Origin of the sequence: beta proteobacterium MWH-UniP1 (genome assembly GCA_036362785.1) — a bacterium.
Taxonomy (GTDB): domain Bacteria; phylum Pseudomonadota; class Gammaproteobacteria; order Burkholderiales; family Burkholderiaceae_A; genus Lacustribacter.
This window is the reverse complement of record CP143625.1, coordinates 1856848-1875821: the sequence shown is the minus strand read 5'-3', so window position 1 is coordinate 1875821 and position 18974 is coordinate 1856848. Positions and strand designations below refer to the sequence as shown.

The 18974-nt window shown below is 56.8% G+C and carries 19 protein-coding genes and 1 tRNA gene; 12 read left to right on the top strand and 8 right to left on the bottom strand.

Annotated elements, in window-relative coordinates:
* The first annotated feature begins 15 nt into the window (after positions 1 to 15).
* The 3 genes from ftsZ (at position 16) to lpxC (ending at position 2849) form a co-directional block, all read left to right on the top strand.
* Positions 16 to 1263, top strand: coding sequence for a cell division protein FtsZ (ftsZ, locus tag AOB54_09230; protein WVN41642.1), 1248 nt, complete (start codon positions 16 to 18; stop codon positions 1261 to 1263).
* A gap of 149 nt (positions 1264 to 1412) precedes the next feature.
* The gene (locus tag AOB54_09225; protein ID WVN41641.1) at positions 1413 to 1916 is read left to right on the top strand and encodes a peroxiredoxin; all 504 of its coding nucleotides are present in this window, start codon (positions 1413 to 1415) and stop codon (positions 1914 to 1916) included.
* A gap of 21 nt (positions 1917 to 1937) precedes the next feature.
* Entirely contained in the window at positions 1938 to 2849 is a 912-nt protein-coding gene (lpxC, locus tag AOB54_09220) for a UDP-3-O-acyl-N-acetylglucosamine deacetylase (protein ID WVN41640.1), read from the top strand.
* Here the strand turns inward: lpxC and AOB54_09215 are convergent.
* Positions 2846 to 3307: a hypothetical protein gene (locus tag AOB54_09215; protein WVN41639.1), complete on the bottom strand. Its 462-nt coding sequence runs from the start codon at positions 3305 to 3307 to the stop codon at positions 2846 to 2848. The two genes, lpxC and AOB54_09215, sit on opposite strands and share 4 nt — an antisense overlap.
* A gap of 25 nt (positions 3308 to 3332) precedes the next feature.
* Between AOB54_09215 and secA the strand changes: the two genes are divergently transcribed.
* Genes secA through mutT form a run of 4 tightly spaced genes read left to right on the top strand, consistent with a single transcriptional unit; the run spans position 3333 to position 8695 of the window.
* The gene (gene secA / locus AOB54_09210; GenBank protein WVN41638.1) at positions 3333 to 6113 is read left to right on the top strand and encodes a preprotein translocase subunit SecA; all 2781 of its coding nucleotides are present in this window, start codon (positions 3333 to 3335) and stop codon (positions 6111 to 6113) included.
* A 58-nt stretch (positions 6114 to 6171) separates the two neighbouring features.
* The gene (gene argJ / locus AOB54_09205) at positions 6172 to 7398 is read left to right on the top strand and encodes a bifunctional glutamate N-acetyltransferase/amino-acid acetyltransferase ArgJ (protein ID WVN41637.1); all 1227 of its coding nucleotides are present in this window, start codon (positions 6172 to 6174) and stop codon (positions 7396 to 7398) included.
* Positions 7399 to 7418: 20 nt separating this feature from the next.
* Positions 7419 to 8276: an ATP-binding protein gene (locus AOB54_09200; protein WVN41636.1), complete on the top strand. Its 858-nt coding sequence runs from the start codon at positions 7419 to 7421 to the stop codon at positions 8274 to 8276.
* Entirely contained in the window at positions 8273 to 8695 is a 423-nt protein-coding gene (gene mutT / locus AOB54_09195; protein WVN41635.1) for an 8-oxo-dGTP diphosphatase MutT, read from the top strand. Before AOB54_09200 ends, mutT begins: the two co-directional genes overlap by 4 nt.
* Before the next feature lie 38 nt (positions 8696 to 8733).
* On the opposite strand, the gene zapD is transcribed toward mutT, so the two are convergent.
* The 4 genes from zapD to AOB54_09175 are packed head-to-tail and all read right to left on the bottom strand — an operon-like array spanning position 8734 to position 12198.
* Positions 8734 to 9522 (bottom strand): cell division protein ZapD, encoded by a 789-nt coding sequence (zapD, locus tag AOB54_09190; protein ID WVN41634.1) that lies wholly within the window; start codon positions 9520 to 9522, stop codon positions 8734 to 8736.
* 21 nt (positions 9523 to 9543) lie between these two features.
* Positions 9544 to 10194 carry a dephospho-CoA kinase gene (coaE, locus tag AOB54_09185; GenBank protein WVN41633.1) on the bottom strand — a complete coding sequence of 217 codons (651 nt, stop codon included), beginning with the start codon at positions 10192 to 10194 and terminating at the stop codon, positions 9544 to 9546.
* Positions 10187 to 10918, bottom strand: a complete 732-nt coding sequence (locus tag AOB54_09180; protein ID WVN41632.1) for an A24 family peptidase — start codon at positions 10916 to 10918, stop codon at positions 10187 to 10189. The genes coaE and AOB54_09180 overlap by 8 nt, the downstream gene beginning before the upstream one ends.
* Positions 10915 to 12198 carry an HlyC/CorC family transporter gene (locus AOB54_09175; GenBank protein WVN42822.1) on the bottom strand — a complete coding sequence of 428 codons (1284 nt, stop codon included), beginning with the start codon at positions 12196 to 12198 and terminating at the stop codon, positions 10915 to 10917. Before AOB54_09175 ends, AOB54_09180 begins: the two co-directional genes overlap by 4 nt.
* A gap of 168 nt (positions 12199 to 12366) precedes the next feature.
* Between AOB54_09175 and AOB54_09170 the strand changes: the two genes are divergently transcribed.
* A complete protein-coding gene (locus AOB54_09170; GenBank protein WVN41631.1) occupies positions 12367 to 13959 on the top strand; it encodes a gamma-glutamyltransferase family protein in 1593 nt (530 codons plus the stop codon).
* Positions 13960 to 13992: 33 nt separating this feature from the next.
* Here the strand turns inward: AOB54_09170 and AOB54_09165 are convergent.
* Together AOB54_09165 and AOB54_09160 are read right to left on the bottom strand one after the other, a co-directional pair.
* Positions 13993 to 14069: transfer RNA gene (locus AOB54_09165), tRNA-Pro, on the bottom strand.
* 26 nt (positions 14070 to 14095) lie between these two features.
* Positions 14096 to 15061 (bottom strand): polyprenyl synthetase family protein, encoded by a 966-nt coding sequence (locus tag AOB54_09160; protein WVN41630.1) that lies wholly within the window; start codon positions 15059 to 15061, stop codon positions 14096 to 14098.
* 239 nt (positions 15062 to 15300) lie between these two features.
* Between AOB54_09160 and rplU the strand changes: the two genes are divergently transcribed.
* The 4 genes from rplU to proB all read left to right on the top strand — a co-directional run bounded on the left by rplU (position 15301) and on the right by proB (position 18289).
* Positions 15301 to 15615, top strand: coding sequence for a 50S ribosomal protein L21 (gene rplU, locus AOB54_09155; GenBank protein ID WVN41629.1), 315 nt, complete (start codon positions 15301 to 15303; stop codon positions 15613 to 15615).
* A 5-nt stretch (positions 15616 to 15620) separates the two neighbouring features.
* Positions 15621 to 15878 (top strand): 50S ribosomal protein L27, encoded by a 258-nt coding sequence (gene rpmA / locus AOB54_09150; protein WVN41628.1) that lies wholly within the window; start codon positions 15621 to 15623, stop codon positions 15876 to 15878.
* 115 nt (positions 15879 to 15993) lie between these two features.
* On the top strand, positions 15994 to 17133 hold the full coding sequence (gene obgE / locus AOB54_09145) for a GTPase ObgE (protein ID WVN41627.1): 1140 nt from the start codon (positions 15994 to 15996) through the stop codon (positions 17131 to 17133).
* A complete protein-coding gene (gene proB / locus AOB54_09140; GenBank protein WVN41626.1) occupies positions 17123 to 18289 on the top strand; it encodes a glutamate 5-kinase in 1167 nt (388 codons plus the stop codon). Before obgE ends, proB begins: the two co-directional genes overlap by 11 nt.
* Here the strand turns inward: proB and AOB54_09135 are convergent.
* Complete coding sequence (locus tag AOB54_09135; protein WVN41625.1) at positions 18261 to 18920, bottom strand: RNA pyrophosphohydrolase; 660 nt, start codon at positions 18918 to 18920, stop codon at positions 18261 to 18263. The genes proB and AOB54_09135 overlap by 29 nt on opposite strands.
* Positions 18921 to 18974 lie beyond the last annotated feature (54 nt).

The following is an 18974-nucleotide window of genomic DNA, read 5'->3' as shown; positions in this document are numbered from 1 at the left end:
GATCAGGAGAATTCAATGAACTTCGAAATGTTTGAAACCGATACACAAGGCACTGTCATTAAAGTCGTCGGCATTGGTGGCGCCGGCGGCAATGCAGTCAATCACATGGTGTCGCGCAATGTCCAGGGTGTGGAATTTATCTGCATCAACACCGATGCGCAGGCGATCGCGAAATCCAAGGCCGACAGCACATTACAGATTGGCGGAACTGGGTTAGGCGCGGGCGCCAAACCCGAGGCGGGCCGTGCAGCGGCCGAGGCTGATCGCGAGCGTATCGCCGATGCCTTACGTGGGGCCCATATGGTGTTTGTTACTGCGGGCATGGGCGGCGGAACCGGCACCGGTGCTGCGCCGGTTGTGGCCGAGATCGCCAAAGAGCTGGGCGCACTCACGGTGGCCGTTGTCACCAAGCCTTTTAGCTTTGAGGGTGTGCGCCGCGAAAATGCCGCCGAGCACGGCCTGGCTGAACTTGAGAGCCGGGTGGATTCTTTGATTATTGTGTTGAATGAAAAGCTCGAAGAAGTTCTCGGCGATGACATCACCCAGATCGAGGCATTCGCCGCAGCCGACAATGTCCTGAACAACGCAGTTGCAGGCATAGCGGAAATTATTAATGTCGAGGGCTTGGTCAACGTTGACTTTGAAGACGTGAAGACCGTGATGGGCGAGCAGGGCAAGGCCATGATGGGTACTGCCACCGCAAGCGGCGAAGACCGTGCACGGATTGCCGCAGAAAATGCAGTTCAGAGTCCGCTGCTCGAGGGCGTGGATCTCTCTGGTGCCCGCGGCATTTTGGTCAACATCACCGCAAGCCGTGGCTTGAAACTCAAAGAGACCCGAATCGCCATGGACACCATTCGCGCCTTTGCTGCCGAAGACGCCACCATCATCATGGGCACGGTGTATGACGACTCCCTTGAAGATGAGGTCCGCGTGACTGTGGTGGCCACTGGTCTGGGCCGTAATCGCAAACCAACGCTTGTTCGCACGCCGCAGACTGCCGTAGGGCAGCGGACTGGCACGGACAACGTTGGATTTCCAATGCCTGTGGGAGCTCCGGGAGCCGCAGTGGGACAGTCTCAGCCAGTGGGTGCGGCCATGGGCAGTGCCCCGGCAGTTCAAGGCCCTGATTACGGTGCCTATGACTCGCCGACGGTCTGGCGTGACCCCCGCAGCCATGCAGCAGCGCGGGTAGAAGCCATGACGGAAAGCGGTGTTGATCGATTGGACATCCCGGCGTTTTTGCGCAAGCAAGCCGACTGAAGTCCTTGATGTGACGGGTAAGCGCGGCCAGGCGGCCTGATCAGCGCCTGCGCCTGCGGCCCGGTGAATTTCCCTACCTATGGAAAGGCCCGATGCCCCCGGGCCTTTCTTTTTTGGCATAGTCTTTGTTTTCCCAAAGGAGTCTCACTATGCCTATCCAAGTTGGTCAAGCGATCCCTAACGCGACCCTGTATGAATTCTTCGACGAAGAAACCGGCGGCTGCAGCATTGGCCCCAATGCCTTTCAGGTTGCCGATCTGGTCAAGGGTAAAAAGATTGTGATTTTTGGTCTGCCCGGCGCCTACACGCCGACGTGCTCTGCCAAGCATGTTCCAGGCTTTGTGGCTCACTTTGACAAACTCAAGGCCAAGGGTGTTGATGAAGTCTGGTGTGTCAGCGTGAACGATGCCTTTGTGATGGGCGCCTGGGGCCGGGATCAGGGCACCAAGGGAAAGGTCCGCATGATGGGCGATGGCAACGCCGAGTTTTCCAAGGCCGTGGATCTGACGCTGGATCTGACGGCTCGTGGCATGGGTGTTCGTTCCAATCGTTATGCCATGATTGTTGAAAACGGTATCGTCAAGCATGTCGCCGTTGAGGCCCCCGGCCAGTTCGAGGTCAGCAGTGCCGAGGCCGTGTTGGCGAAGCTCTGATTCTATTTAGGTCATTCACGCGTGTTACGACAAAGAACTCTCGGCCAAACAGTCTGCGCAAAGGGCATTGGCCTGCATAGCGGTGTGCCGGTGAGTCTTTGTCTGCGGCCGGCGCCAGCCGATCATGGGATTGTCTTTCGGCGGGTGGATGTCGATCCGCCCAAAGAAATCCGGTCCAATGCCGGTGCGGTGGGCGACACCCGCATGGCGTCCACGATTTCTGAGGGCGATATAAAAGTCGCCACGGTGGAGCATCTGATGTCGGCGCTCTCGGGGCTAGGCATCGACAATGCGATTGTTGAAGTGGACGCTGCAGAAATCCCCATCATGGACGGCAGTGCCGCCACCTTTGTTTATCTGCTGCGATCTGCGGGCGTGGAAGAGCAGCGTGCACCCAAGCGCTTTATCGAGGTGCTGGCTCCCGTCGAGGTCCGGGACGGAGAAAAGTGGGCCAGGCTCGAACCCTTTTTCGGCTTTCGTCTCGAATTTACGATTGATTTCAAACACCCGGCGGTGGACACCACTGGCCAACATGTGTTGATTGATTTTGCCAACACATCGTTCGTTGACGATATCGCTCGGGCCCGCACCTTTGGTTTTGTCAGCGATGTCGATATGTTGCGTTCCCGCGGCTTGGCCCTGGGTGGTAGTTTGGACAACGCCATCGTGATGGATGAGGTGCGGGTATTGAATCCCGGCGCGCTTCGACAGCCCAACGAGTTCGCCATGCACAAAGCACTCGATGCGATTGGTGACTTGTACCTGCTCGGTAACCCACTGATGGCCAGCTACACCGCCTTTAAGTCGGGCCATGCCTTGAATAACTTGCTGTTGCGCGAACTCATGCGAACCCCAACCGCGTGGCGAGAAACAACGTTTGAAGACCTGCAGCACGCCCCAGTGGCCTGGGCTCGACAATGGTCCTGGGTCTAGCCCCGCTTGGCCAGCCGAGATAAAGCCGATTTCAGGGCCTGATTGGGCATTTCCTGGGCCAAGGCCCCAAAGGCAGTCTTGGCCTGTGCCGGGATTGGGTCCCGTTTGACCGTGGGCTGCGGCGTTGTGCCAAGCGGTTGCTGCCGGGCCTCCACGACCTTGATCTGCTGAATCCCCCATCCTGCTGCCCGAAGCGTTTGATCCCAATCAGACAGGGCCAGTCGAAGCTTTGCGGCGGCGGCTGAGTTCTTGGCCACGACGGTAAGCAGGCTGCCTCGGATCCCCCGGCTGGGGTCCCCCCGGCGGACCTGGGTGACCTGGGCAAATAGCGCGGCAGGGATATGGGCCCGCAGTGCCTCGGTCAGGCCCTCGGTTTCCTGCCAGGCGCGATCAATCGGGGCCCAGTCGGTCGACTGGGTCAGGGCGGCAGTCAATGATTTGAAGGCGGTCAGGGACATACCCCCATGCTAAGATCTTTTGTCCATGATTGACCAATTACTTAAGAAAATTTTTGGCAGCCGGAATGACCGGCTCGTGAAATCCTACGGCCAGCGTGTCGCGGCGATTAATGCTCTCGAACCGAGCATCCAGTCGTTGTCAGACGAGCAGTTACGGGCCAAGACACAGGAATTTAAACAGCGTGTCGCCAACGGCGCAACGCTGGATAGCCTGCTGGTCGAAGCCTTTGCGGTCTGCCGCGAAGCTGGTAAACGTGCTCTGGGCATGCGGCATTTTGATGTGCAGCTCATCGGTGGCATGGTACTCAATGACGGCAAGATTGCCGAGATGCGCACGGGCGAGGGCAAGACCCTGGTGGCCACACTGCCTGCTTATCTCAACGCGCTCTCCGGCAAGGGCGTTCACGTGGTTACGGTCAACGATTATCTGGCCGAACGTGATGCCACCTGGATGGGCAAGCTCTACAGCTTTTTGGGGCTCTCGGTGGGGATCAATCTTTCTCGGCTTGATCATGCGGAGAAGCAGGCGGCTTATGCAGCCGACATTACCTACGGCACCAATAACGAATACGGCTTTGATTACCTGCGTGACAACATGGTTTTGGATAAAGCCAACCGTGTGCAGCGCAGTCTGACCTTTGCCATCGTTGACGAAGTTGACTCCATTTTGATCGACGAGGCCAGAACACCGCTGATCATCTCGGGCCATGCCGATGACCAGACCGATTTGTATCAGGTTTTAAATGCAATCCCCAGCAAGCTTCAACCACAGGCCACTGAAGAGTCGCCGGGCGATTACTGGGTTGATGAGAAATCCCGCCAGGTCTTTTTGTCGGAAGCTGGCTTTGAGAAATCTGAAACGATCTTGGCGGAGATGGGCCTGCTCTCAGGGGGCTCCAGTCTGTATGACCCCGCCCATATTTCTCTGCTGCACCACCTAACATCGGCATTGCGTGCTCACACGCTCTTTGCCAAGGATCAGCACTATGTGGTGCAGGGCGGCAAGATCATTATTGTGGATGAGTTCACCGGCCGTCTCATGCCTGGCCGTCGTTGGTCCGAGGGCCTGCATCAGGCCATCGAAGCCAAAGAGGGTGTCGAGATCGAGGCTGAGAACCAGACCCTGGCCTCGATTACCTTCCAGAATTATTTCCGCATGTACGACAAGCTCTCGGGCATGACCGGTACCGCCGACACCGAGGCCTATGAGTTTCAACAGATCTATAACCTTGAGACGGTGGTGATTCCCACGCACCGACCAATGGTGCGTTTGGATTTGCAAGACCAGATCTTTCAGTCGGTAGAAGAAAAATACGAAGCCATTCTGAAAGACATTCAAGAGCGTCACGGCCGTGGCCAGCCGATCCTAGTGGGCACGACCTCGATTGAAAACTCTGAGCTTTTGTCTGGCATGCTGGACAAAGAAAAGCTTGCGCACCAGGTGCTCAATGCCAAGCAGCATGAGCGCGAGGCCGAGATTGTGGCCCAGGCAGGCCGCCCCGGCATGATCACAATCGCCACCAATATGGCTGGCCGGGGCACTGACATTGTGCTGGGCGGCAACGTTGAGAAAATGATCGATAGCCTGCGGGCCAACGATCAACTCTCCGATGCCGAGAAAGACGCCAAAGCCGATACCCTGCGTGCGGAGTGGCAGTCTTTGCACGATCAGGTGATTGCAGCGGGTGGCCTGCACATCATTGGTACCGAACGCCACGAGTCCCGCCGCATTGATAATCAGCTGCGTGGCCGTGCGGGTCGTCAGGGCGACCCAGGCTCTTCGCGTTTTTATCTGTCGATGGACGATCCGCTGCTGCGCATTTTTGCCGGCGATCGGATGAAGGCCATCATGACCAAGCTTGGCGTTCCTCGCGGAGAACCCATTGAGGCGGGCATGGTCTCTCGTTCGATTGAGTCGGCACAGCGCAAGGTTGAAAACCGCAACTTCGATATGCGTAAGCAGCTCTTGGAATACGACGATGTCGCCAACGAGCAGCGCAAGATCATTTACAGCCAGCGCAATGAGATTCTAGAGAGCAATGACTTGGCTGGCCTGGTGATGAGTCTGCGCCAGGGCATGATGGAAGAAGTGGTCCGTGGCTTTGTTCCTGCCGAAAGTGTTGAAGAGCAGTGGGATCTGCCCGGCTTAGAGCGCACACTTGCCGACGAATGGCGCCTGCCAATCGACTTGCAATCGGCGGCGAAATCGACCGATTCGTTTGACGATGACGATGTATTAAAGCTTGTGGTCGAGGCTGCAGACAAGGCCTATGCCGACAAAGTCGAGCCGGTGGGCCGCGAGCCGTTTAACAATTACGAACGTTCCGTACTGCTGCAGGCTGTGGATACGACCTGGCGTGAACATCTTGCAGCGCTCGATCATTTGCGTCAGGGCATCCATCTGCGTGGTTATGCTCAGAAAAACCCCAAGCAGGAATATAAGCGCGAGGCCTTCGCACTCTTTGAGCAAACTCTGGATCGCATTCGTCATGATGTCACCCGTGTGTTGATGAACGTTGAAGTTCAGTCGGCAGAGCAGGTGGAGCAGGCGGTTCCCGAGGCACCTGTCTTGGCGGATGTGAAATATCAGCATGCTGACTTTGATGCTCAGGCTGCGTTGTCAGGCGAGGACCCCGAAGCCCTGGCCTTGGCCGCCCAGCAGCCCATTGGCGCATCGGGTGATGCGGCCGGTAGTGTCGAGGGTGTTGAGCAGGTGCGTCGGGGAGAGCCTAAGGTTGGCCGCAATGATCCTTGCCCATGCGGCTCGGGCAAGAAATACAAGCAGTGTCATGGAAAACTTGCCTAAGGGCAGGTTTTCTTTTCCGACCATCGTCTTCTTGTAATTTTCTTAGGGCCATAGACCTATGCCGGTAAATCTTCCCCTTCCAGTTGCAGATCAACTCCATGCCGTCCCTGGGGTTGAGCTTGGTGTTGCCAGCGCTGGCATTCGCAAAGCGGGCCGCAAAGATGTTTTGTTGGTGCGCCTGGCGCCGGGCTCACAGGTGGCGGGTGTATTCACGCAGAATGCTTTTTGTGCGGCACCCGTTCAGATCTGTCGCAAACATCTCTCCACTACCCAGGAGATGCGAGCCTGGGTGGTCAACACCGGCTGTGCTAACGCAGGTACCGGTGCAATCGGCCTGCAGAATGCGATTGACACAACGCTGTTGGTTGGCAAGGCGCTGGGGGTTCAGGCCAATCAGGTCTTGCCGTTTTCCACGGGCGTGATTCTGGAGCACCTGCCGATGGACAAACTACAGGCAGGTATTGCAAGCGCAGCAGCCCATCTGGGTCAGGCGAACTGGTTAGATGCGGCCAACGCGATCATGACCACCGATACCCAGCCCAAGGCCGCGTCCGCTCAGATTCAAATTCGTGGCAAGACCATCACGATTACCGGTATCTCCAAAGGTGCTGGCATGATTCGGCCGAATATGGCCACCATGCTGGGCTATGTAGCTACCGATGCTGGTATTGATGCGGCGCTCTTATCGCAGCTTGCAAAGGACGCGGCAGATGAGTCGTTTAACGCCATCACGATTGATGGTGATACATCGACCAACGACTCTTTCGTGATTGCTGCCACCAATCAGTCGGGCATTCGTTTTGAGTCAGCCGCAGATGCTGACTGGCCAGTATTTCGCGACGCCGTGATTGGTGTGTGTCGGCTTTTGGCGCAGGCCATTGTGCGTGACGGCGAGGGTGCCACGAAGTTCATCACGATTCGTGTTCGACAGGCCGCATCCAAGGCAGAGGCCAAACAGATTGGCTACGCGATCGGCCATTCACCTTTGGTGAAGACCGCATTTTTTGCCAGTGACCCCAACCTTGGCCGTATTCTGGCGGCCATTGGCTATAGCGGCGTTGCCGGTCTGGACGTGGATAAGATCCGAGTTTTTCTGGATGATGTTTTGGTGGCAGAGCAGGGCGGCCGTGCGGCTGCTTACACCGAGTCCGATGGGCAGCGTGTCATGCAGCAGTCTGAAATCACCATCACGATTGATTTGGCTCGCGGTACCGAAGAGGCAGTGGTCTACACCTGTGACCTGTCGCACGACTATGTATCCATTAATGCGGATTACCGCTCATAAGGTTAACAAGGCGTCTCATCATGTCTACGGATTCGCTTAGCCAACTTCTGCACAAACTCAACGCCTATTTGCCAGCGGTTCCGCCAGCGCCGGAGTACGCCTCTGCGAAGGCTTTTCGCTGGGTCCGCCGCCAGACGCTGCTGGGCCATATTTCGTATCTGGAATCGGTGGCCCATTTTGCTGAAATCTGGTTTAAAGATCTGCAGCATATCGAGCGTCAGCGTGGTTTGATTGAACAAAACACCCGGCAGTTTTTGGCTAAGAAGCCCGCTAACAATGTGTTGATGACCGGCGCCCGTGGCACGGGGAAGTCGTCGTTGGTGCGGGCCTGTCTGACCGAGTTTCACAAGCAGGGCCTGCGGGTGATCGAGGTAGAAAAGCAGGACCTGGTCGATCTGCCGCGGATTGTTGAAACGGTGGCCTCCCAACCGTATCGCTTTATTGTGTTTTGTGACGACCTGTCGTTTGAGTCGGGCGATGCCGGTTACAAGGCACTAAAGACCGTGCTGGATGGTTCGGTCTCAGCGCAGTCCGACAACGTCTTAATCTATGCAACATCGAATCGCCGGCACCTGATGCCCGAACACATGAGCGACAACCTGGAAACACGCTACGAGGCCAATGGTGAAATTCACCCTGGCGAAAGCGTGGAAGAAAAAGTGTCGCTGTCTGAACGTTTTGGTTTGTGGGTCTCGTTTTACAGCTTTAACCAGCAAGACTATCTGGACATTGTGGCCTATTGGCTTGCTCGGTTCGGCTGCGATGCTGCGAAGATTGAATCCGCACGCCAGCCAGCATTGCAGTGGGCGCTTGAGCGTGGTTCGCGCTCTGGCCGCGTGGCCTTGCACTTTGCCCGTGACTGGGCGGGCCGTCATTGACATCAGCAAAGTTGGTTCAGGTGGCGGTGGGCATGTTGTGCCGACCAGATGGCGCGGTGTTCATGTCCTCGCGCCCGGCTGGTAAGCCTTTTCCAGGCTACTGGGAATTTCCTGGCGGCAAACTCGAGGGCGATGAGTCATCGGCCGATGCCTTGTCTCGAGAACTCGCCGAAGAAATCAACATCCGGGTGTTGCGTGAGTCCTATGCTTGGCATGTTGATCATGAGTATCCGCATGCCCATGTGCAACTTCATTTTCACTGGGTAACCGAGTGGCAAGGAGAACCTGCCGGCCTTGAAGCCCAGCACACACTCTGGGTGGGACTGCATGATGCCTGGCCCTATCCGGTGTTACCGGCAACCATTCCGCTGCTAGAGCAAATTCGCAAGGGTGCTATTGCACAAACGCGTCTGCGTTAGATCGACTGGCCGGTAGGGGCAGGCAGCGCAGTTTCGGTTTAGAAATTACAAAGACTGAGCTGGAACGGAATGTCTTGCTCAATCGTTTTTAAGCGCATATCTGCTTCGGGCTGGCGGAAGCGGACTGAGACCACATACTTGTTGGCACTAATTTCGGCCACGACTTCCGGCTGCTTTGGAACTGCGACCCGAATAATTTGAATGGTTCTGCCGTCCATCGACAATTCAAAGTAGCCGCGGCTTGCCAGGTAAGAATCAGGCTGTGTGCCCTCTCGCAAGAGCCGCAATACAATCTCCACGCCGTTATAAACCGGCCGCAGGGTTTCCAGCCAGTTGTTGAGCATGGCCTGACGGGTTTCAACAGGGCGATGCAGCCAGACATGCAGCGACGGCACGTCAAACTCACAGATGCCCCCGGGGATGCCGAAACGGCCTTTGAGCAATTGCAACCATTCGTGTTCAACAATGTGTTGACCAAGCCGAGTCTGAACACAAGAGATGTCAGCAAAGATTTTTTGAATCTGCTCGAGCAATTCTTCAAGTGCCTGGTTCGAGACCCCAGGTCTTCCTACGTATTGGTTTAAACGGCTGCGTTGCCGTTCGAGTTCCTGCAGCAGTTCGGACTTGATGTCGCCGCGGCCACCAACCAAATCAAAGAGTTCGAATATGGACCATAGCGCGGCCTGGTGATCGGCAGGCTGGGCCTGCGTGGTGAAATACAAGCAGCGCTTAAAAAGACTGTCGATCCGCATCAGCGAGCGTATGCGCTCGTTGCATGGGAATTCAAAAGTCATCCAGCCCGGCGGGGCGGCGACGGGCGATGCCATCGGGTCACTCATAAGAGTGGATTATGAAGCAATTAACTTTTTGTGCAGAAGCTTAACTTTGCTTACTACCGACTCAATCGATTCGTCGTTCTCAATCACGTGGTCGGCGGCGGCAAGGCGTTCAGATCGGCTGACTTGCGTGGCCATAATGGCGCGGACCTCGTTGGCAGCCAGTCCGCTTCGTTCACAGACCCGCGTGATTTGAAGGCTTTCGGGGCAGTCGACCACGATGACTGCTTCGGGAAGAATTTTAGGGACGGCTTTTTGCCCAGCGTCTGGCCCCTGGCTGGCCCCTGGCTGACCCGCTTTGCCGTATTTCTCAAGCCACAAGGGCACAACATAGATCGCGTATGGCCCTGGTGTTGCCGAGAGAGCTGTGAGCGCCCTGTCCTGAATCATGGGGTGCAGGACTGATTCGAGCCGCTGCCGAATGGACGGGTTAAGAAAGGCTTGCTGGCGGACCCAGGGCCGATTCAGGCTGCCATCGGGGTTTACGGCCTGCGCACCCAACAGCTCTCTCAGGGCGGGCATGGCGTCTCCGGCACTGCCAGTGAGTTCATGGGCGATGACATCCGCATCGACCACGCCAATTCCCAGGTCAGAAAAGGCCTGGGCGACGACGCTTTTCCCACAGCCGATCCCGCCAGTCAGAATGAAAATCCGCTTAGCCATGAATCAGTATCCAGGCGGCAATGCCCCCGAACGCCAGGGCTGGCCCGAAGGCGATTTCTTGCTTTAAAAAGCCCGGCCCAGCGTCGGCCAGACCCGGATCTTCTGGATTCGGCCTGGCGAGTCGCGCCACCAATGCGGCCAGCAGGGCCGACAGGCTTGCCAGCATGAGCACCATGGGCAGACCCTGCCAGCCCAGCCATGCGCCAAGGCCTGCTGCCATAAAAAAATCACCACGGCCCATGGCCTCTCGGCCGCCTAGCCATTCAAAGAGTCGGGCCAAAATCCAAAGAAGCCCGTAGCCCAGAGCAGCCCCTTGAATGCCGGCCATCAGCTGACCAGTGTCAAATAGCCAGTGAAACATGAGACCAGAAAGCACCAAGCTTGCCGTGAGCTGGTCGGGCAAGAGGCGGCTGGCCAGATCGATTCTGGCCAATGCAATCAGGATTCCTGCGTAGCTGCCGATAAAAGCGTTCTGGGTAAGCCAGGCCAGGCTCATGGCGCCCACCTGTGCTGATAGGGGAAAAAGAGCCTGCCATGAGACCAGTCCACCAACGATCGCTGTGGTGACCCACCAGGGCCGGCCGATTGACCCCAATCGCTGGCGCTCCTCTTCTGAGAGCCATTGATCGACACCCCGCTGGCCAAACCTTGAGGCGACTGGAAAAATCAGCAACGCCATGAGTGCGGCAGAGCAGGCAGCACTGATTTGATGACCCAGTGTCATGTCTCAGTGGTCTCGGGCCGAGTCAGTCTTACTCGGCGGATGAGTCGGCCCTGTGTTTGCAAAATTTCGATAGGGACATCTGCAATCTTGACCGACACGTGGGCATCAGGCAGATCTTCAAGCGTTTCAAGCAACAACCCATTGAGCGTTCTTGCCCCTTCCATGGGTAGGTCTAGCCCAAGTTGACGGTTAATGTCGCGAATCGGTGACGTGCCATCCAGCTCAACGGTGTTGTCGTCGCCCCATTGCAGCCCTGTGGCATGGGCACCCGGCGCATTGGTGGTGAACTCGCCGACCAGTTCTTCCACGATGTCTTCCAGCGTGACTAAGCCCTCGATCTCGCCGTACTCGTCAACGACCAAGGCAATGCGTTGTTTGTTTTCTTGAAAGTACTGCATTTGCGTGAACAAAGGCGTGCCGCTCGGAATAAAGTAAGGGTCAATCAATATGTCTCGAATGGCCTCGTGAGTCAGGTCTTCCCGGGACATGAGTGAGACCGCCTTGCGGACATGCAAAATGCCGATGATGTTGTGAATATCCCCCTCATAAACAGGCAGTTTGTTATGGAAACAGGTGCCGAGTTGGTCCATCAGTGCCTGTGGGTCTGATTCGATATCAAGAGCCTCGATCCGGCTACGCGGGATCATGACATCGTCAACCGTTAGATCTTCGATATCAAACAGATTGAGCATGATGCTGCGATGCTTTGCCGGAATGAGTCGTGTTGACTCTAAGATGGCAGTGCGCAGCTCCTGCGGGGACATGGCCTGATTCGAGGGGGCTTGAGTAATTTTTTTCAGGCCTGTGATTCTCAAAATACTTGAAACAATGCCGTTGATCACCACGACCAGCGGATAGAGCACCCGCACCAGGGGTGCCAGTACAAAACTGGTGGCCATGGCGATTGGCTCAGGCCGGCTGGCGCCAACAATCTTGGGCGTGATTTCAGCAAAGATAATGATGGCAAAGGCCACCACACCTGTCGCGATCGCCAGCACCTTGTCATTGTTGCCAAAGGATTGGATGGCAAGCGCCGTGACCAGGGCCGTGAGCGCAGAGTTGACCAGGTTATTGCCCAATAAGATCGTGGCCAATAGCCGGTCAGTCTGGTTGAGCAGGGCGAGCACCCGCTTTGCCCCGCTTTTGCCCTGGCTCGCCAGGTGGCGAATTCGATACCGGTTGACCGCCATCAGGCTGGTCTCAGAGATCGAGAAAAATCCGGACACCAAGAGCAACACCACGATTGCGGTGAGATGGGTCCACAGGGGTAGCTCGTTCAATGCATTGGGGCCGGCAGCATCAGGCCTGGCCGTTAGTTCAACACCCCTAAAGACTACCCGATTCTGGCCGGGGTTTTTACTGCAAGGCACGACAGGGCGGGTGTGATCAAATTGGCCAACGTTAAACTCATCTACAGCCAGGCTTTTTCATTTAGATCCCGAACCCCCATGAAATTTCCGATTCCGTTTGGCGGCGCACGTGCACCGCTTTTTTCCAGAAATGTTGTCTCCACCTCTCAGCCACTGGCAGCGCAAGCTGGCTTAAATGCCTTGGCGCAAGGGGGCAACGCAGTCGATGCCGCCTTGACGGCTGCCATCACCTTAACGGTGGTTGAGCCGACGATGAACGGCATTGGTGGCGATGCGTTCGCCATCATCTGGGATGGAAATCAAATTCATGGGCTTAATGCATCTGGCCGCGCCCCGGCCGCCTGGACACCAGAGTTTTTTGCGGGCCAAGACAAGATGCCGCCAATTGGTTGGGGCAGTGTGACGGTGCCGGGCGTTGTCTCTGCGTGGGTGAGTCTGTCGCAGCGATTTGGCAAGCTGCCCTTTGAGCAATTGTTTCGTTCGGCAATTGGCTACGCAAAAGATGGCTTTCCTGTGTCGCCAGTGATTGCGCGCCAGTGGGCAACCGCACGCGATACGTTGTCTAGCCAGCCCGGGTTTGCGGATTCTTTTTTGAAAAATGGCCAATCACCGACTGCGGGCGAGATATGGCGCTTTCAAGCCCAGGCCGACACGCTTGCTGAGATTGCCGCCACCAAGGGCGAGGCGTTTTATCGCGGTGCCATCACTGATCGCATGGTGGCTTTTGCAAAACGCACCGGCGGCGTGTTGACGCATGAAGACTTTGCTGCCCATCAGGCCGACTGGGTGGCGCCACTGGCATCCAACTACGGCGAATACACTTTGTTAGAAATTCCGCCCAATGGTTCTGGCATGGCGGCACAAATTGCACTTGGCATTTTGGATATTCTGGATGCGCGGCAATATCCTGCAAACTCAGCCCAGCGTATTCATTTGCAGATCGAGGCCATGCGCCTTGCATTTGCCGATGTTCATGCCCATGTGGCAGACCCACGCTTTATGAAGTTTGATCCCAAGGCACTCCTGGATCGGGACTATCTAAAGTCTCGCGCCGCCTTAATTAGTTTGAATCAGGCCGACCGTTACGGTGCGGGCCAGCCCCATTCTGGTGGAACCGTCTATCTCTGCGCAGCAGATGCATCGGGCATGATGGTCTCGTATATCCAGTCCAATTTCAAAGGCTTCGGTTCTGGTGTGGTCGCCCCTGGTGGTATTGCGTTTCAAAATCGCGGCAGCGGGTTCTCGCTTGTGCCCGGCCACCCGAATCAAGTCGCACCTGGCAAGCGGCCGTTTCACACCATCATCCCGGCCTTTTTAACCAAGTCGGGCAAGCCGGTCATGGCCTTTGGTGTGATGGGCGGCAATATGCAGCCGCAGGGCCATCTGCAATTTGTGATGCGCTTTGTTGATGAGCAATTAAACCCGCAGGCATCTTCTGACGCGCCCCGCTGGCGAATTGATGACAACGGCAATCTCACGGTCGAGCACAACATGCCAAAAGACGTGGTGGATGGCCTGCGCGCATTGGGCCACCAGGTCGCTGTGATGCCCGCTGATAGCCTGGATTTTGGAAGCGCCCAGGGCATTGCACGGCTTGATGCGGCGGATCACCAAAAGGGCTATGTATCGGGATCGGACCACCGGCGAGACGGAATGGCGGTCGGTTTTTAACACGCGGAGAATCGCGCGTTAATTAATGTGTGATGGTCGGGGTGAGAGGATTCGAACCTCCGACTCCTGCGTCCCGAACGCAGTACTCTACCAGGCTGAGCTACACCCCGAAATGAAGGCAGAAGTCTAGCACGCGCTAACTGCGCCGCTCGATCACGTAGTCCAGCAACGTGGTCATGGCCTGCTTGTAAGGCGAGTCTTCTAAGACAGCGATCGCATTTTTGGCTAGTTCGCACTCGCGGGCTGCGCAGTCCAACGTGTATTGCATGGCGCCGGTGCGGTGAATGGCGGCCACCACCTGATCAAAGTTGGCCTCGTCTGGGTTGACGATGGCATTACGGACCAACTCTTTTTCTTGCGGGGTGCCCTGGTCCATGATGCGAATCAGCGGCAGAGTGGGCTTGCCTTCGCGTAGGTCATCGCCAACCCGTTTGCCAATCTCGGATTCGCTGCCAGCGTAATCCAGCGCATCGTCGATCAATTGAAAGGCGGTGCCCAGGTGGCGGCCATACGCCGCGCAGCCTTCAATGACCGCCGGGGGCGCATCGGCCAGTACCGCGGGCACTTTGGCGGCGGCCTCAAAGAGTTTTGCCGTTTTGAATCGAATGACGGTGAGATAACGATCCTCGGTCACGTCAGGGTCCTGGCAGTTCATCAACTGCAAGACTTCGCCCTCTGAGATCACATTGGTGCTCTCGGCCATCACGGCCATCACGCCGGGCGAGCCCACATCCACCATCATCTGGAAGGCCCGGGAATACAGGAAGTCACCGACTAAGACGCTGGCCGCATTGCCAAAGAGCACATTGGCGGTGGGCCGGCCCCGGCGCAGGCCAGATTCGTCCACCACGTCGTCGTGCAGCAGGGTGGCCGTGTGAATAAACTCCACCACGGCGGCCATGGTTCTGGACCGCCCTGGATCCAACAGCCCCATGGGCTTACCAGACTTTTGTAAGTGAGCACTTAGTGCCCCAGAAACCATTAAAAGCAGGGATGGTCGAACCCGTTTCCCTCCACTTTGAATGATGTATTCCGAAATCTGACCAATCAGCACCACGTCCGAGGCCAGCCGGTCGCGGATGACCTGGTCGACTGCGGACATCTCCGCAGCAACGATAGATTGGGGGCCTTGGCCAGAAGGCGGATGGTCTGAAAGGGGGGTGGGGGAGGCGATCGCGTTCACCGCGAAATTATGACACCCCCCTGATTTTTTGGCGCCGCCGGCCGGCTTTTAATTGACAAAACAGCCACTTAGCCCTACATTAGCGGGTTCTGCGGCGTTGGTTCTTGCCGCCAAGAATTCCAAACAGTTAATCGACACCTTAGAGTTAGGCACAAACCATGTACGCCGTGATTAAAACCGGTGGTAAGCAGTACCGCGTTACCGCTGGAATGAAACTAAAAGTAGAGTCCCTGACCGCTGACGTCGGCAGCAAAGTCACGCTATCCGAAGTACTCGCGGTTGGCGAGGGCGAGTCCGTTGTGGTCGGTGCACCCCGTGTGAACGGTGCTTCGGTCAGCGCCACCGTGCTGTCCCAGGGCCGTCACGACAAAGTGCGCATTTTCAAGCACCGTCGTCGTAAGCATTACGCCAAGACTCAGGGTCACCGTCAGAACTACACTGAACTCAGCATTGATCAGATCAACAAAGGCTAAGCAAAATGGCACAGAAAAAAGGCGGCGGCAGTACGCGAAATGGTCGTGACTCAGAAGCAAAACGTCTGGGTGTCAAGGTTTTTGGTGGCGAGCAGATCGCCGCTGGCAGCATCATCGTTCGGCAGCGTGGCACCCAGTTTCATGCGGGTGAAAACGTTGGCATGGGCAAAGACCACACCCTGTTTGCACTCACCAATGGCAAGGTTTTGTTCGGTGTGCGCGGCCCTCTGAACCGTTCCACCGTAAGCGTGGTGAGCGAGTAAGAAGCACAGACCAAACGGTTTCTCGCCGTTAATCTGCAAGGAGCCCCGCCACGACGCGGGGTTTTTTGTTTATAAACCTAATGAAGCGATCTCGTCCAAGACCAGACCCAATCCAATGAAATTTATCGACGAAGCCACGATTGAAGTCCATGCCGGTAATGGCGGCAATGGCATTGTGGCGTTTCGCCGCGAGAAATTTATTCCCAAGGGTGGCCCAAGCGGCGGGGACGGCGGCCGCGGCGGCTCGATCATTGCCGTTGCTGATCGCAATATCAATACCCTGATTGACTATCGCTATGCCCGTCTGCATCGGGCACGTGGTGGCGAACACGGCCAGGGCTCTGATCGTTATGGTGCGGCTGCAGAAGACATTGTCTTGCGCATGCCCGTGGGCACCGTCATTACAGATTTTGAAACGGGTGAGTTGATTGCCGACTTGTCTATGGATGGGCAGCGGCTGGTCCTGGCCAAGGGCGGCCAAGGGGGCCTTGGCAATCTACATTTCAAATCGAGTACCAACCGCGCCCCCCGTCAGGCCACCAAGGGCACCGAAGGTGAGCATCGCAAACTAAAACTAGAGCTCAAAGTTCTTGCTGATGTGGGCCTGCTGGGCCTGCCGAACGCTGGTAAATCCACCTTGATCACGGCGTGCTCAAACGCCCGGCCCAAGATTGCAGATTATCCGTTTACCACCTTGCACCCGAATCTTGGCGTGGTCCGCACCGGCCCGGCCAAAAGCTTTGTCATGGCCGACATTCCTGGCCTGATCGAAGGCGCAGCCGAGGGCGCAGGACTTGGCCATCAATTCCTGCGGCATTTACAGCGCACGCGGCTGTTGCTGCACATTGTGGACATTCATCCGCCGGGCAGCAGCCTGGATTCGGCAGCGGACATCTCGGCGTTGGTCAAGCGTCTCGCAGCCGAGATCAAGTCGCTTGTTGCGGAGTTGAAGCGTTATGACGCTGGCCTTGCGAAAAAACCACGTTGGATTGTGCTCAATAAAATTGATTTGATCAGCGAAGAGCTGCGCGAGGAAATCAAGGCAGCCCTGTTGAAGACCTTGCGATCAAAAGGCCCTGGCTATTGCGTGTCGGGTGTCTCACGTCAGGGCTGCGAAGAACTCATGATGGACATTCAGCGCTGGCTTGATGCCCAACGAATCGCTGAAATTCAATCGGCCCAGCCCGATGTTCGATTTGTGAATGAAGATGTGTTGGACACTGCCGCTCCACAGGATCGTGATGATGTCGTCTGAACAAACTAGCCACACAAACTCCAACCGCCAGGTTGTGCGCTCTGCGCAACGCTGGGTGGTCAAAATTGGCTCCAGCCTAGTGACTGATGGTGGCAAGGGGATTGATCCCCAGGCCATCGCCCTTTGGGCCGCACAGATAGCGACGCTGCGGTCCCAGGGCCGGGAGGTCATTCTTGTGTCGAGTGGCGCCATTGCCGAGGGCATGAAGCGGCTGGGCTGGACGTCGCGCCCGCACGAGATTCATGAATTGCAAGCGGCCGCGGCAGTTGGCCAGATGGGATTGGCCCAGGCCTATGAGTCTGGCTTTGCCAAGTGGCAGCTCAAAACCGCACAGCTTTTGTTGACCCACGAAGACATTGCCGATCGCAGGCGTTATCTCAATGCCCGCTCCACCATCAACACGCTGCTGCAGTACGGCGTGGTGCCGATCATTAATGAAAACGATACGGTCGTGACCGATGAGATCAAGCTCGGTGATAACGACACATTGGCCGCGCTGGTCACCAACCTGATTGAGGCCGATGTCTTGGTTATCCTTACCGACCAAGAGGGCCTGTTTACGGCAGACCCGCGCAAAGACCCGAACGCCGCGCTGATCGATCATGGCCGCGCCGATGACCCGGCAATCGAGGCCATGGCCGGTGGCGCAGGAAGTGGCATCGGAACCGGCGGCATGTTGACCAAAGTCCGCGCTGCTCAGCGCGCTGCCCGCAGTGGTGCAGCCACCCTGATCGCCAGTGGCCGCGAATCAGATGTTTTGCCGCGCCTGGCGGCCGGCGAGGTCTTGGGCTCGTGTCTGGTCGCGGATATGGCGCCGATTGCCGCTAAAAAGCAGTGGCTGGCTGATCAGCTCCAACTCAGGGGCCGATTAATCCTGGATGCGGGTGCCGCCCAGGTGCTGCTCGATCAAGGGAAAAGCCTGCTGCCGATTGGTGTTGTGGCGGTCGAGGGTGAGTTTGAGCGCGGTGATGTGGTGGCCTGCGTGTCGCCCCAAGGCCAAGAGATTGCTCGGGGCTTGGTGAACTATGGGTCATCGGATACCCGCCGTATCCTGCGCAAACCCACTGCAGAGATCGAGGCCATTCTTGGCTTTGTGGAAGAGACTGAGCTCATCCACCGTGACAACCTTATTTTATTGAGTCGTCCGTCGCTCTAGCAGATTGCTTGGCGTCAGCGTTTGCGGGCGATGTGGCAATCGAACTAGCACCACCCATCATGGCATTGGCGATCGACAGGCTGGCGTGAACAGCCTGATCCACTGCCTGGGTAAAGGTCTCGGTTGCCAGTCGGTGGATCCGCACCAGTTCGTCTTCCGAAAAGATGTACCTGGAAAGCTCATCTAAGGCAGATTTATAGACGTTGCGCTTGAATTCGATCACAGAGTCCAGGGGCACCCAGAAATCATTCCAGCGCCAGGCATCGAACTCCGGCTTTTCAAAATCACATTTCAGGGTGACATCCGAATCTTGGCCCAGCATACGCAGCAAAAACCAGATCTGTTTTTGGCCCCGATAATGGCCACGCCATTCGCGGCGCACCCAGCGGTCAGGCACATCGTAGTGAAGCCAGTCTTGCGTGCGGCCAATGACTTCGACATGGTGGGGCTTTAGGCCGGTCTCTTCCTCAAGCTCCCGGTACATGGCCTGCTCGGGGTCTTCCCCGGACTTGATGCCACCCTGGGGAAACTGCCAGGAATGCTCACGGACCCGCTTGCCCCAGAAGACCTGGCGCTTGGCGTTGATCAGAATAATGCCGACATTGGGTCGGTAGCCGTGTTCGTCAAGCATGGGACTGCGCAGTGACGGTTGTCCGATTAATCATAGAATTGCGCTGATTATAAG